The 14,173-nt window shown below is 40.2% G+C and carries 18 protein-coding genes; 12 read left to right on the top strand and 6 right to left on the bottom strand.

Going from position 1 to position 14,173, the window contains the following annotated elements; genetic code table 11:
• Nucleotides 1–37: 37 nt before the first annotated feature.
• Genes OQX62_RS09060 through OQX62_RS09050 form a run of 3 tightly spaced genes read right to left on the bottom strand, consistent with a single transcriptional unit; the run spans nt 38 to nt 1,207 of the window.
• The gene (locus OQX62_RS09060; protein ID WP_265831161.1) at nt 38–268 is read right to left on the bottom strand and encodes a hypothetical protein; all 231 of its coding nucleotides are present in this window, start codon (nt 266–268) and stop codon (nt 38–40) included.
• A gap of 16 nt (nt 269–284) precedes the next feature.
• Nucleotides 285–620, bottom strand: a complete 336-nt coding sequence (locus OQX62_RS09055; protein WP_265831160.1) for a hypothetical protein — start codon at nt 618–620, stop codon at nt 285–287.
• 17 nt (nt 621–637) lie between these two features.
• Nucleotides 638–1,207 carry an RNA polymerase sigma factor gene (locus OQX62_RS09050; RefSeq protein WP_265831159.1) on the bottom strand — a complete coding sequence of 190 codons (570 nt, stop codon included), beginning with the start codon at nt 1,205–1,207 and terminating at the stop codon, nt 638–640.
• A gap of 453 nt (nt 1,208–1,660) precedes the next feature.
• Between OQX62_RS09050 and OQX62_RS09045 the strand changes: the two genes are divergently transcribed.
• The 6 genes from OQX62_RS09045 to OQX62_RS09020 all read left to right on the top strand — a co-directional run bounded on the left by OQX62_RS09045 (nt 1,661) and on the right by OQX62_RS09020 (nt 5,963).
• Nucleotides 1,661–2,098 carry a MarR family winged helix-turn-helix transcriptional regulator gene (locus tag OQX62_RS09045; RefSeq protein ID WP_265831158.1) on the top strand — a complete coding sequence of 146 codons (438 nt, stop codon included), beginning with the start codon at nt 1,661–1,663 and terminating at the stop codon, nt 2,096–2,098.
• A 57-nt stretch (nt 2,099–2,155) separates the two neighbouring features.
• Complete coding sequence (locus OQX62_RS09040; protein ID WP_265831157.1) at nt 2,156–3,151, top strand: NADP-dependent oxidoreductase; 996 nt, start codon at nt 2,156–2,158, stop codon at nt 3,149–3,151.
• 21 nt (nt 3,152–3,172) lie between these two features.
• On the top strand, nt 3,173–4,333 hold the full coding sequence (locus OQX62_RS09035; RefSeq protein WP_265831156.1) for an iron-containing alcohol dehydrogenase: 1,161 nt from the start codon (nt 3,173–3,175) through the stop codon (nt 4,331–4,333).
• Nucleotides 4,334–4,350: 17 nt separating this feature from the next.
• Nucleotides 4,351–5,037, top strand: a complete 687-nt coding sequence (locus OQX62_RS09030) for a type 1 glutamine amidotransferase domain-containing protein (protein WP_265831155.1) — start codon at nt 4,351–4,353, stop codon at nt 5,035–5,037.
• A 20-nt stretch (nt 5,038–5,057) separates the two neighbouring features.
• Entirely contained in the window at nt 5,058–5,324 is a 267-nt protein-coding gene (locus OQX62_RS09025; protein ID WP_265831153.1) for a hypothetical protein, read from the top strand.
• Nucleotides 5,325–5,444: 120 nt separating this feature from the next.
• The gene (locus tag OQX62_RS09020; protein ID WP_265831152.1) at nt 5,445–5,963 is read left to right on the top strand and encodes a hypothetical protein; all 519 of its coding nucleotides are present in this window, start codon (nt 5,445–5,447) and stop codon (nt 5,961–5,963) included.
• Here the strand turns inward: OQX62_RS09020 and OQX62_RS25145 are convergent.
• Genes OQX62_RS25145 through OQX62_RS09010 form a run of 3 tightly spaced genes read right to left on the bottom strand, consistent with a single transcriptional unit; the run spans nt 5,960 to nt 7,113 of the window.
• Entirely contained in the window at nt 5,960–6,259 is a 300-nt protein-coding gene (locus tag OQX62_RS25145) for an outer membrane beta-barrel protein (protein WP_416276555.1), read from the bottom strand. The two genes, OQX62_RS09020 and OQX62_RS25145, sit on opposite strands and share 4 nt — an antisense overlap.
• A 41-nt stretch (nt 6,260–6,300) precedes the next feature.
• Nucleotides 6,301–6,636 (bottom strand): cupin domain-containing protein, encoded by a 336-nt coding sequence (locus OQX62_RS09015; protein WP_265831151.1) that lies wholly within the window; start codon nt 6,634–6,636, stop codon nt 6,301–6,303.
• 24 nt (nt 6,637–6,660) lie between these two features.
• Nucleotides 6,661–7,113, bottom strand: coding sequence for a GNAT family N-acetyltransferase (locus OQX62_RS09010; RefSeq protein ID WP_265831150.1), 453 nt, complete (start codon nt 7,111–7,113; stop codon nt 6,661–6,663).
• Between the two features lie 198 nt (nt 7,114–7,311).
• Here OQX62_RS09010 and modA point away from each other — a divergent pair, with 198 nt between their 5' ends.
• From modA to OQX62_RS08980, 6 genes are all read left to right on the top strand, one after another.
• On the top strand, nt 7,312–8,085 hold the full coding sequence (gene modA / locus OQX62_RS09005; protein ID WP_265831148.1) for a molybdate ABC transporter substrate-binding protein: 774 nt from the start codon (nt 7,312–7,314) through the stop codon (nt 8,083–8,085).
• 9 nt (nt 8,086–8,094) lie between these two features.
• Entirely contained in the window at nt 8,095–8,766 is a 672-nt protein-coding gene (gene modB, locus OQX62_RS09000) for a molybdate ABC transporter permease subunit (RefSeq protein ID WP_265831147.1), read from the top strand.
• Nucleotides 8,763–9,386: an ATP-binding cassette domain-containing protein gene (locus OQX62_RS08995; RefSeq protein WP_265831146.1), complete on the top strand. Its 624-nt coding sequence runs from the start codon at nt 8,763–8,765 to the stop codon at nt 9,384–9,386. Before modB ends, OQX62_RS08995 begins: the two co-directional genes overlap by 4 nt.
• Before the next feature lie 26 nt (nt 9,387–9,412).
• On the top strand, nt 9,413–10,219 hold the full coding sequence (map, locus tag OQX62_RS08990) for a type I methionyl aminopeptidase (protein WP_265831145.1): 807 nt from the start codon (nt 9,413–9,415) through the stop codon (nt 10,217–10,219).
• A gap of 102 nt (nt 10,220–10,321) precedes the next feature.
• Nucleotides 10,322–11,506 carry an MFS transporter gene (locus OQX62_RS08985; protein WP_265831144.1) on the top strand — a complete coding sequence of 395 codons (1,185 nt, stop codon included), beginning with the start codon at nt 10,322–10,324 and terminating at the stop codon, nt 11,504–11,506.
• A 72-nt stretch (nt 11,507–11,578) separates the two neighbouring features.
• Nucleotides 11,579–14,173 carry a phosphatidylglycerol lysyltransferase domain-containing protein gene (locus OQX62_RS08980; protein ID WP_265831143.1) on the top strand — a complete coding sequence of 865 codons (2,595 nt, stop codon included), beginning with the start codon at nt 11,579–11,581 and terminating at the stop codon, nt 14,171–14,173.

The following is a 14,173-nucleotide window of genomic DNA, read 5'->3' as shown; positions in this document are numbered from 1 at the left end:
AATATTAATTAATACTCTTTATTACAAAATTTTGCTATTAACGCTGATAAACAAAAGATTCCATTGGTTCGCAATTAAATCCCTGCTGTTGCAAAAGGTTACACACCAGCTCGGGCTGAAGATCTGTACTGATAATCCGAAGGATATTGTCACAATCGTCCAGGTCAAAATTGCAATGGGTGATTGGCGGCAGTGCACTGATCATTGGTTGCAGATTCCCTGCCTGCTGTGGTGTAGCTACGTTTGTTTTAAATACTGTAAGGTGCATATCGTATAGTCTTAGGTTAACTATTATTGGGTTCCTGTTTATTCCAGTTACAAAACTTGTTTTTCATTTTCTCTTTAAACTCCAGTCTTTCTTCGGGAGACATGTCCCTGCATTTTTCAGCCATTCTGTGGCGTGCCCATGGTCCGCCACCGCTGCCCTTACCGAAGCCAAACAGGATTTTGCATAAAATAAATATGCCCGTTGCCTGCCAGAAGCTGATTGGTTTAACATTCATAATCTCCGGCAATAAGCTGTTCCATAATAGCATCACAACATAACTCACAATAGCTAAAAGTGCGGCTATTCCGAATGGGATAAAGAAAAACTTTTTTCTGTTTCTAGTATATTTCATCTGATTGTTTGATAAATTTAATACGCTACAACCTCTTTGTAGAGCTGTTTTAAACGTTTACGCAGATGCAGGACAGCATATCTCTTGCGGGAAACCAGGGTATTGAACTTCACACCCGTTTTTTCAACGATTTCTTCAAATGAGAGGTCGTCCAGTTCCTGCCAGATAAAAACCTGCTTTTGTTCTTCAGGTAATTCATCCAGTGCAATGAAGAGCTGTTCCCAGAAAAGATTACGCAGATAGGCAGTTTCCGGAGTAGTTACTTCTACCATTAACAGACTGATCAGATCTGCTCCGTCATCATTGTCATCTCCCTTATAGATATCATCTAATAAACTTTCGCCACGCTTTTTATGCTTGTCCAGTATCTTGTTTTTTGCCACACGATATAGCCAGGCACTGGTTTGTTCGATAGGCTGTGCATTAATTACATTGCTGAACTGGTACCATACGTCCTGCAAGATATCCTCTGCATCAGCTTCGCTCTTCACCTGCTTACGTATAAAACCCATCAAGCTTTTACCATATGCTTTAATGGTTTCTATAATGTAACTGTTCTGGTCTTTTGGCATGAATGCGGCTTTCAAAATATTCGCTGTTTAATAGGAAGACGATTGTGTCTCAAAAACATTTTAATATATTTTCATTTATTTCGAAAAGGAGAGTTTTTGTAAAAATCCTGATGATTTGTGAATGAATTACAATATAGTTCATTTATCGCTATCTGTGGTTTAGAAAAGAAATCCTGAAGCCATTTTTGATGGCTATACAACACCATCATTAAATATATCTGATAAGCCTGAAGATGCAAACTAGATGATAGCTGAAAAATTGAAGAGGAGATGATGAAGTTTTCGATTGCAAATAAGCGTTCAAACAAGTCGTCATCCAATTGATATACAGATAATAACATGAGTATTCAAGTTGTTTTTTAATAGCTATACTACTAAAAATGACATTGCGAAGGTAAATTTATACAGCGATGTTTTGCAATTACCATCCATGGATGGTAATTTTGATCTGTCATTAATCCTGAAGCCATGAAGATAGAAGAAGAGCTTAAACATGAATTTGGTAGTCGCCAGCAAAGAGCAGCTACTAACGTGATTTTTACCTCGAACTGGATCCTGAATAAGATATCGGTTGATTTAAAATCGACAGGACTATCATTGCAACAATTTAATGTACTCTCTGTACTTAACGGACAACAAAATCATACTGCTACTGTTAATTTGATTAAAGAACGTTTAATTGACAGGATGCCCAACGTTTCCCGGCTGGTGAATAAGTTACTGGAAAAAGGTTTGATAGAGAAGGAGCGGAATTCAGCCGATCAGCGCGTAGTCTATGTGAAACTTACCGCAAAAGGTCTGGCCCTTAAGATCAAAGCGAGACAATTGATAGATAATGGGGAGATTGGACTGACTGATGAGGAATCTGATCGTTTGAATGAATTATTAGAGAAAATAAGGAAGTAAAAAAATTTGATTAAATAACATCCATGGATGATAATTCTATGGATTAAATTGATAGCTATGAATAAAGTAATATTGTTAGACAAGAGGCCGGAAGGAGTACCGGTTTTGAATGATTTTAAATTTATCGAAGAAGAGATGCCTGTTGCTGGTGAAGGACAGGTCTTGTTAAAAACGCGTTTTGTATCTGTGGATCCTTATTTGCGTGGAAGAATGAAAGATGTTAAATCTTATGTTCCTCCTTTTGAACTTGGCAAGCCAATGCAATCTGGTGTGGTGAGTGAGGTAATTTCATCGAAAAATAAACACTTTAAAGAAGGTGATTTTGTTGTCGGTTATGTGGACTGGAAGGAATACCAGACTTCCAGTGGCAAAGGGTTGACCAAAATTGATGCCGATGCGGCAGACTTATCTGCTTATCTTGGTATAATAGGGATGACAGGTTTAACGGCTTACCTGGGATTAAAGAATATTGGCAAGCCGAAAGCTGGAGAAACTATTGTTGTTTCCGGCGCTGCAGGTGCAGTAGGAAATGTGGTGGGCCAAATTGGGAAAATACTGGGTTGCCATGTGGTTGGCCTGGCAGGAACAGATGAGAAAATCAGTACGCTTAAATCGAAGTTTGGCTATGATGAAGGTATTAATTATAAATCAACAGACAATCTTGAAGCAGCAGTTAAAGCAGCTTGTCCGGATGGAGTGGATATCTATTTCGATAATGTAGGGGGGGCGGTATCGGATGCTGTACTCGCAAATATTAAGTACAAATCCCGGATTATTGTTTGCGGTGCTATTTCATTATATAATGATACAGAACCAGCATTGGCTCCGCGGGTGGAGTGGCGTTTAGTCGTTAATAGCGCGACGATGAGTGGCTTTATTGTAGGCGATTATGCAGACCAGTTTCCTGAAGGAATGAAACAGCTTACCGAATGGTACAAAGAAGGCAGGCTAAACAACAGTGAAACCATTGTAGAAGGTTTTGATCAGATTCCCGAAGCATTTATTGGCCTGTTTCAAGGTAAAAATGAAGGTAAAATGGTGGTTAAAATCTAATAAATTATAAATAAATATATCATGTTAAATTTTGAATTAAAGAATCCAACAAAAATTATATTCGGTAAGGGACAGATTGCCAACCTGGCTAAAGAACTACCACAAGATGCTAAAATACTCCTGTTGTATGGTGGCGGAAGTATCAAAACGAATGGCATCTATGAGCAGGTAAAAACGGCGCTGGACGGATTCGACGTTGTTGAGTTCGGTGGAATCCCTGCTAATCCTGAGTATGAGGTTTTGCTTGAGGCATTAAAGGTCATCAAAGAACAACATATTACTTATTTACTGGCAGTTGGCGGAGGTTCTGTTATCGACGGAACTAAATTCCTTTCTGCAGCAGCGCTGTATGAAGGTGGAAGTCCCTGGGAGATCCTGACTAAAAGTATTAAGACAGAAAAAGGGATGCCTTTTGGAACGGTGCTGACTTTACCGGCGACTGCTTCAGAGATGAACTCAGGCGCTGTGATTACCCGCGCAGAAACGCAGGAGAAATTTTCTATGGGCGGACCGGGTCTGTTCCCTGTATTCTCTATTCTTGATCCGCAGGTTGTTGCTTCGATTCCTCAGCGTCAGTTAGCAAATGGCGTGACGGATGCTTTTACACATGTTCTGGAGCAATATATGACTTATCCGGCGGGTGGTTTGTTGCAGGATAGATTTGCAGAGAGCATCATGCAGACTTTAGTAGAAGTAGCACCTAAAGTGATTGCAGAACCCACTAATTACGAGGCTGCTGCGAACTTTATGTGGAGCTGTACGATGGCGCTGAATGGCCTGATCCAGAAAGGTGTTCCGGGCGACTGGGCAGTGCATATGATGGGTCATGAACTTACCGCATTATTTGGTATTGACCATGCGCGGACATTAGCAATTGTAGCACCGAGCCACTACCGTTTCAATTTTGAAGCTAAAAAAGAAAAGTTGGCACAGTATGGAAAACGTGTTTGGGGCATCACCGGTGATAATATCGATGAGATCGCAAACGAAGCGATTGTTAAAACTGAAGCGTTCTTCCATTCGCTTGAAATCAAAACAACGCTTTCTGAATATACTGAAGACTATAAAGGAACAGCGGAGAAAATTGCCGGAAGGTTTACTGAACGCGGATGGCTTGGCCTGGGCGAACATAAATCGCTTACACCTGCTAATGTACAGCAGATTATTGAAATGAGTTATTAATTTAAAACAACAATATTATGAAAGTATTAATCGTACTGACTTCCCACAGTGAATTAGGGGACACAGGTAAAAAGACAGGTTTCTGGGTGGAAGAATTTGCTGCTCCATATTATGTATTGGCAGATGCAGGAGTGGAGCTGACCATTGCTTCGCCAAAAGGTGGTCAACCACCCATTGATCCTAAGAGTGAAGCTGCAGATGCACAGACTGCAGCCACAAAAAGATTTGACGCTGATGAAGAACTCAAAACAAAATTAGCGCAAACCCTGAAATTGAGTGAAGTGACCGAGGCAGATTATGATGCGGTATTTTATCCGGGGGGTCATGGTCCATTATGGGATCTGGCTGTAGATGAACATTCTATTGCGCTGATTCAGGAGTTTTATAATGAGCAAAAACCTGTTGCTTTTGTATGCCATGCGCCTGCTGCACTGGTTAATGTGAAGGCTGCGAATGGAGAACCTCTGGTAAAAGGTAAAGAGGTAACTGGTTTTTCCAATACTGAAGAAGATGCTGTACAATTATCAGCTGTTGTTCCTTTCTTATTAGAAGACGAATTGAAAAGTCTGGGTGCTTTATATAGTAAGGGAGCTGATTGGGGTTCTTTTGTTAAAAGAGACGGCAGGTTGATTACCGGACAAAATCCGGGCTCTTCTGAAGAGGCTGCTAAAGTCTTATTAGCAGTACTTGAAGAAAAAAAGTAAATATGTATTAGCTTTACAGCATGGAAAATGAGAACAGCAATCCTTATACACAATTCAATCTGGAGATTCTGGACAATTGGAAAGCAAATGGGGTTAAATATATTAAGCTGGTGGAATTGGATACCGATCTTCCGGTGAAGTTTTTTGAGCTGATCCCTGACTCGGAAATCCCTGATGCCGAAGAAACGATTTACCCTATTAATTCTGAGGATATTACCGAGCTGCTGGAGCCATTGGCAAAAGTCAAATTCCTGGTGCACGATATTTACCTGAACGAAGAGTTTTAGCCTGTAAAGCTGATCAATTAATAAAAAACGCGATGGCCTGATTGTCATCGCGTTTTTTTATTGGTTTAACTATGATCTTGTCTTCTATCCCTAATTTCATAAATTAGCACTATGCTTTCAATGACTAAGATTAAAAAAGATGAACTAATTACCAGAATGGTGAAGTTTCTAAGAGAAATTGGCCTGGAAGTATTGCTGGAACAACATAGGTCTGACTCATTTCTACCGGGTCTTTGTCTTAAAAAAGGCGCATTAAGTATTGATCCGGATAAACTGAATTATCCGGGTGACATCCTTCATGAGGCCGGACATTTAGCGACAATGCCATCATCAATAAGAAGATCAATGGATGGTAATCTCCCCGACTCAGATCTGCATAGATCGGGAGAGATGATGGCTATTGCCTGGAGTTATGCTGCTTGTTTACATCTTGGAATTCCTGTCGATGTTGTGTTTCATGAAGACGGTTATAAAGGTGGTGCAGCCAGTATTAAAACTGCTTTTGAACAAGGTTCATATATTGGTTTGCCAATGTTACAATATCATGAAATGGCTTACGACAATAAAAATGCGATTCTGCTGAATGCTGAACCTTTTCCAGTGATGCATAACTGGCTTTGTCCAAAAGTCGGGGATTAATTTTCAGTTTTTACCCTTCCCTGTTCTGACGCACTGGCGTTTATGTGTTCCCTTATGGCTTTAATGAGTGTGCTGCCAAAATTATAGGTAAGTGTGCACCTGAAAATTCTGGTTTCCTGTTTTTGATAAAGCTGATGATCCTGAGATTCGATTACGCCACTTATTTTTGTTCTTCTGGTGTTGAATACTTTGTTCGCAACAAGTTTGATATTTATTCTTTTTCCGGAAATTGACTTACTAATACCTAGATCTGTACCATATATCGGTTCTGCAAGATAATATTTGACTGTAAACAAAATCGGTTGCAGGATGTGATGTTAGGGAATGGTAATGAAATTTAAATGAAGTCTTCGCGGTGCGGACTAAAAACGTCAATTAATATACCCGGTTCCAAACATATAACACCATGCACAGCATGTGGTGGTACATAGAAACCATCTCCTGTAACCAGGGTATGTTTATTTTCGCCGATGGTGGTTTCAAAAACACCACTTTCCACATAACTGATCTGGGTATGGTGGTGCTCATGTAACTGGCCAATTGCACCCTTCTCGAATTTCACTTTAACCATCATCACGCGGTTATCATAACCGAAGACCTGTCTCTGGATACCATCCCCTAAATCCTGCCAATCCGTCGTGGCGGCTATTTGAAATAATTCACTTTGTAACATAGGAAAGAATCTGAATATTAAAATTTAATTTGCTGGTCTGATCATTTCGATATGATCAATACCGTCTTCATCATAAATATCACCAATGGACTCAAATCCGAAAGCAGCGTAAAAAACTTTCAGATATAATTGTGCACCAATTCTGATGGGCTGATTTCCATAGAGACGGATACAGTTGTCTATAGCCAGTTTAACCAATTGTTTTCCGAAACCTTTACCTCTTGCCAACTCACTGCTCGCAATTCTTCCAATAGAAGGTTCCCTGTAAGAAACTCCTGCAGGAACGATCCTGGCGTAGGCCATGAGTTCTTTATTTTGGTATAACATCAGGTGCTGACACGACTGATCTTTATCATCGGTATCCAGAAATACACAGTTTTGTTCTACTACAAACACCTCGCTCCTTAATTTTAATATCGCATACAGCTCTTTTGTTGTCAGAGATTCGAAAGGTTTGCAGATTTCGGTAAATTCCATTGTTATCTGTTAAAATCAAATTTCCGGGATTTTCCCTGGAAATTTTAAAGGTAATAAATTCTTAGTCTTCCTACAGAGAATGTTTTATTGTCCGCAGAACAAACAACGCAAAAATAGGTTTACATTATTTGTTGATTTAATCCTATAAACACCCTAATTTTGATAAAGCCTAAGCGCCGTGCCTATGGTTTTATAAATATGAGCATAGCGTATATGATATACAGATGGTTAAGTAAATGCAGTCCGCTTCTTTTTCTTTTATTGATCAGTCTGAATGTTTCAGCTCAGGGCTTGCGGGTTGCGGTGGCAGCCAATGCAAATTTTGTATTACAGCAGTTAAAGGCAGATTTTAAAAAGAAAACCGGAATTTCTGTAGAAGTGATTAGTGGCTCTTCAGGTAAGCTGGCCACGCAAATCAAGAATGGCGCACCTTATGATTTGTTTCTTTCCGCGGATATGGGCTTTGCAGATGATGTTTATAAAGCTGGTTTTTCATCTACAAAACCAAGAATTTATGCCTCTGGCAGTTTAATCGTATGCTCGGCTACCGGGGCAGATTTAAAAAACTGGAAATCATTAATTACCCAAGAGAAAATTGGCAAAGTAGCCATTGGCAACCCTGCTTTAGCACCTTATGGTAAAGCTGCAGAACAGGCGATGAACTATTATAAAATTTATAAAAAAGCGGCTCCTCAGCTTGTATTTGGAGAGAGCATTAGCCAGGTAAACACTTACGTTCTCAAAAAGGCAGTAAATATTGGCTTCACCACCGAATCATTAGTATATGAACTGCCTTCAAATTCAGGTATGAAATGGTTACGTGTAGATCCGGCAGCATACGCGCCTATACATCAGGGGGTACTATTATTAAAGCATGCAAACAGTAACCTTGTAAATGGTAAGCGCTTTTATGATTATCTTTTCTCATCAGCAGCCAAAAAAATATTTAAGGATTATGGTTATAGTTTATAACACAATCTGATGGAGTGGACACCTATATGGCTTAGTTTAAAACTGGCAGCAATCACTACGGTTATCCTGGTGATCATCGGAATTCCGATGGCGTACTGGCTTTCCAGACGAAGTTCTGTTTTTAAAGTTATAGTGGAGGCACTACTGACTATGCCGCTGGTATTGCCTCCGTCCGTATTGGGGTTTTATTTATTGATCAGCTTTAGTCCGAATAGTGTGCCTGGACATTGGTTATTACAGCATTTCAATGTTAGTCTGGTATTTTCATTTGAAGGACTGGTAGTGGCATCTGTTATCTATAGTTTACCTTTCATGATCAGTCCCGTCAAATCAGCGCTTGTTCACCTGCCTGATTCTCTTGCTGAAGCTTCTTATACCATGGGTAAGTCTAAAATGGAAACATTTTACAAAGTTTTATTACCAAATATAAAATCGTCCCTGTATACCGCTGCAGTGCTGACATTTGCGCATACGCTGGGTGAATTTGGTGTAGTACTCATGATTGGCGGAAAACTGGAAGGCGTGACTAAGGTAGCTTCAATTGCGATCTACGATGCGGTAGACAATAATAAGTATGCAGAGGCTAACCAATATTCTCTCGTCTTATTTGCCATCACATTTATAATTGTTATTCTGGTGTTTATTTTTAACAGGAATGCAGCGAGGGGACCATTGGAATGATCAGCATCAAAATAGATAAACAAATTAAAACTTATCGGGGGAAAAGAAACCTGGTAGTTGAAGCCATTATAGAAAAGGGGAGTGTCACTAAAATTTATGGGCCTTCCGGATCGGGGAAGACTACCTTTCTGAAAATTATTGCTGGATTGATCATGCCCGATCGGGGATTGATTAAAGTTGAAAATGAGGTTTGGCTGGATACGGCAGGTAAAGTGAACCTGAAACCTCAGCAGCGGAAGGCAGGATTTGTTTTTCAGGATTATGCCTTGTTTCCGAATATGACAGTAATGGAGCATCTATTATACGCCACTTCGGATACGGTGCTTATTGATAGGTTGCTTAAAATAGGGAAAATGGAAACATTCGTTCAGCACAGGCCCAAACATTTGTCGGGTGGTCAGCAACAAAGGTTAGCCATTTTACGCGCACTGGCCATGCGCCCTGAGGTATTATTAATGGATGAAGCCTTTTCTGCTCTGGATGATGAGCTGAGCGCATCGCTGATCATGGACTTAAAATTGCTGCTGAAAGAATTTAATACAACTACACTAATTGTAAGTCACCATGCCCGGGAAACTGCCGGCTTTGCGGAGGGATCTTTAAAAATTGATTTGGATTAACACAGGTTTTCTTAAATTTGCAACAAATGATTATATACAAAACAGAAGAAGAAATTGAATTGATGCAAATAAGTGCATTGCTGGTAAGTGCAACTTTAGCTGAGATAGCTAAGGTACTGAAGCCGGGAATGACTACACTTGACTTAGACAGAATTGCTGCTGAATTTATTGCTGATCAACAGTCTGTACCATCGTTCCTGAATTTTAGCGGTTACCCGCATAATATCTGCACGTCTGTTAATGATGTGGTAGTGCATGGTTTTCCCAACAAAGTGCCTTTGCGTGATGGTGACATCGTATCTGTAGATATAGGCGTTTATAAAAATGGTTTCCACGGAGATCATGCTTATACCTTTATTCTGGGGGAAATCAAACCTGAAGTAATGAAACTGGTGAGGGTAACTAAAGAGTCTCTTTATGTGGGTATTAAGCAGGCGGTTGTGGGTAAGCGCGTTGGAGATATTTCAAATGCGATACAGGAATACACAGAAAAAGAAGGATATGGTGTGGTAAGAGAACTTGTTGGCCACGGTTTAGGGCGTACGATGCATGAAGATCCGCAGGTGCCTAATTACGGAAGGAAAGGTTCTGGTATTATGATGAAGGAAAATCTGGTTTTGGCGATTGAACCGATGATCAACCTGGGTACAAGACATATTTATACGGATGAGGATGGCTGGACTATTCATACTGCTGATAATTTGCCCTCGGTACATTTTGAACATGATGTATGTGTGAAAAAAGGCGAAGCACTGATTTTATCAGACTATGCACCAATTGAGCGCGCGGAAAAAGCGAATAACAATCTCAATTCATCGTATTACGAACTGTAGCTGCCTGATATTTGTCATGCGATTCTAAATAAGACTCACATGTTATAAAATTCCAGCCCTATTCTGCTGATTGAAATCAGGATAGGGCTATTTTTGTGCCAAATGAATCCAGTAAATAAAAATCAGCATCAGGAGGGCGATCCTTTAAAATCAGGTACCATTTTATTGATGGCAGTCGCCGCCGGAATAACCGTAGCCAATATTTATTATAACCAGCCCATTTTGAAAGAGATGGCCATTTCACTCGGGGCTACCGATACTGAAGTGGGCAAGGTTTCGATGCTTACTCAGGTAGGTTACGGACTGGGTATGTTTTTCTTATTGCCACTGGGTGATAAGGTGAACCGAAAAAAGCTGATCTTATCTTTACTGACTGCGCTGATGCTGGCATTGGTACTGATGTTCTTTGCTCAGGGAATCGCTATTGTATGGGGTTTAAGTCTGGTGATTGGAATCTGTGCCGCACCTGCACAGATCATTTTGCCTATGGCAGCAAGTTTGGATAAAGTGAACAGGGGCAAGACGGTTGGTATCGTATTTAGTGGAATTCTTGTTGGTATTCTGGGTTCCAGGGTCATCAGTGGTTTTATTACCGACTGGTTGAACTGGCGGTATGTTTATGCGATCTCAGCTTTCATGGTATTGAGCATCACGGTATTACTGAAGCTTTATCTTCCTGATGTAAAACATAAATTTACAGGCAGTTATCTTCAGCTAATTAAATCAACACTTATCCTCGTAAAGGAACATAGGGTACTGAGAGAGTCGGCCATTTTAGGGGCATTCACCTTCGGTATTTTTTGTTCATTCTGGACAACGATTACTTTTTACCTGAGCGGGCCGCAATTTAATTTTCATGCAGATTCCATTGGATTATTTGGCATTGTGGCTATAGGTGGAGCATTGGTAGCTCCATATTTTGGTAAGCTTGCAGACAAGGGAAATACACGGAAATCGTTATTGATTACTGTGGGGATGATTATCTTCAGCATAGTCTTGCTAAAGGTGATGCCATTGTCCATTGCCGCATTGATTATTGCCATATTTATTTTAGATATTGGCGTGCAGGCCACACAGATTACAAATTTCACGAGAATCTACGCTTTAGATGAAAACTCACACAGCAGGTTAAATACAATTTACATGACAACGTATTTTATTGGTGGTGGAATAGGGACATTTTTCGGTCTGCTCTGCTGGAAACACGGTGGATGGGATTTATCTACCTGGCAGATGCTGATCTGGTCGTTCATTGCCCTGGGAATAGTTTTTTTCGCGAAGAAATAGAGAACTTCTGAAATCAGGATAAATGTCATACTTTTATGCGCAATATTACCTGTTGAAATCCAGACAATCTATATGAAATCATTGCCTTCCTACAACCCTGTACCTTTTTTGCGTGAGCATTATAAAATAATAGGCAGTTATATTTTTACCCTATTTTTTATAGGCCTGGCTATATGGTTTATCCGACATGAACAACAGGAACTGCAGCAGGTAAAACATCTGGTGGTAACCTCCAGATGGGAGTGGATCGTGCCCGGTATTTTGTTGAGTGTGGTTTATATATTTATTCATGGACTAATGTACAAGGCCTCATTTGCAGCGGTTGGCAGTGAAGTCTCCGTTGGCGATGCCAGCATGTTATTTTTAAAGAGAAACTTTGTAAGTGTATTCCTCCCCGCAGGTGGTGTTTCTTCACTGGCCTTTTTTAGTGGGAACATAGAGCAGAAAGGAGTAAGTAAATCACAGATTAACTTCGCTTCCTCTATTTACGGTTTCGTTGGCATCCTCTCTGTATTGGTTATTGCTATTCCTGTATTTGTATATGCCATATTTCAGGGCAGTATAGGAATGGGAGAATGGTTTGGTCTGTTATCTGCGTTCATTTTGATAGGCCTGGTTTATCTGCTCTTCAGGTCTGTAGTGAATAATGGTAGCGTTTACCGCTTCATCACGCGCTATATTCCCGTAGTTGATGTGTTTCTGGGTGATTTCAGGAATAATAAAATTGAGCGTAATGGATTTATAGTTACTTTTCTCTACAGCATGCTGATTGAGGTGATCGGAATTGTACATATATACCTTGCTATGCTGGCGCTGAATATAGCACCTTCGGTGATCATCTCAACTATCAGCTATGTTGTTGCCGTGGTGTTTCTGATCATTTCACCATTTCTGCGTGGTCTTGGTGCTGTTGAGGCATCCATGACCTTTATGCTGATCAGACTTGGTTATACTGAAGCAGCGGCGGTTTCTGTCACTATACTTTACCGATTTATGGAGTTTTGGATTCCATTATTAGTGGGCGCATTGAGTTTTCTGCTGAAGATTAATAAATTACTGATGCGGATTATCCCTGCGCTTTTAATCCTGGCATTAGGTATTGTCAATATCGTTTCCGTATTGACACCAGCAATTCATGAAAGGCTGATTTTTCTGAAAAACTTCCTTCCTGTATCTGCTATTGCTGCATCGAATTATTTTGTACTCGTCGCCGGCCTGTTCTTATTAGTCACCGCAGCGTTTATGCTGAAAGGTCTGAAAATGGCCTGGTATCTGGCCATGGCGCTATGTCTTTTTTCGCTTGTCGGGAATCTGACAAAAGCAATCGATTATGAAGAGGCTGTGTTTTCGCTGGTGGTCATTGTGGGTCTGATTGCTTCCAGAAAGGAGTATTACGTGAAACACAATTCTAAACTCAGGTATATCGGTATTCAAACTACGTTATTAAGTGTCGCCGCTGTCTTATTGTACGGCACTATCGGCTTCTATTTTCTTGATGCCAAACATTTTAATGTCGATTTTAGTCTGATTCAGTCTGTAAAATATACATTGGAAAACTTCGTATTAATAGAGAGTGAGAATTTGATTCCAACGGATTCATTTGCACGTGGATTTTTATATTCTATCAATATCAGCGGTTTTCTATCGCTGGCATTTCTTTTTTATACTCTGATACGTCCGTATATCATAAAGGATACCATCGATGAAGAAGAACTGGTCTGGGCGAAGGAGCAACTGGAGCATTTCGGTAATTCAGCTATGGATTATTTCAAGACTTATCAGGATAAGCTGATTTACAGAACTGCTGAAATTGAAGGTTTTGTATCCTACCGTGTATCAGGAAATTTTGCCGTGGTATTAGAGAATCCGGTGACGGCACCTGAAAATCTGGTTGCCTTCATCAAATCATTTGACCGTTACTGCTTTGAAAGCGGTTTAAAGAGTTTTTATTACAGGGTGCCAGAACAAAGCCTTGATGATTTTATCAGTTGCGGAAAGAAAAGGCTGTACCTTGGACAGGAAGGCGTGGTGGATCTTACTACATTTACTTTAGATGGCGGTAACAGAAAATCTATCCGAAATGCACTGAAAAAAGTAGCGGAAAAGGGTTTTCAATGCAAAATATACACTGCTCCTGTTAAAGATGGATTATTGCAAAAAATAAAGTCTGTATCAGATGAATGGCTGGTGGATACGGAAAGGGAAGAGATCGTTTTTTCGCAGGGAATGTTTATGTGGGAAGAACTGAAACAGCAAACGATCATCACTGTAGAAAATAGAGAGGAAAAGATTGTCGCCTTCTTAAATGTAATACCCGATTATGCGAAAGGCGAAGGCACTTATGACCTGATCAGGAAAACGCAGGATGCGCCGAATGGGGTGATTGACTTTATTCTTGTAGAACTTTTCAAATACCTTAAAGAAACGGGCTGCACATCTGTAAATATTGGCTTTGCACCACTCTCTGGTTTAATGGATCCGAAGAATCTACCCGAGCGTTCGATGAAATTTGCCTATGAGAAAATCAAATCTTTTTCCCACTACAAGGGACTCAGGGATGCGAAAGATAAGTTTTCGCCAGTATGGCACAATAAATACCTGGTTTACGAACAGGATTATGACCTGATACAAGTACCGGCAGTATTGTCTAAAATAATTAAACCCTAA

It is taken from the genome of Pedobacter sp. MR2016-24 (genome assembly GCF_026239655.1).
In the GTDB taxonomy this organism is placed as follows: Bacteria; Bacteroidota; Bacteroidia; order Sphingobacteriales; family Sphingobacteriaceae; genus Pedobacter.
This window is presented reverse-complemented; position numbering and strand designations above follow the sequence as displayed.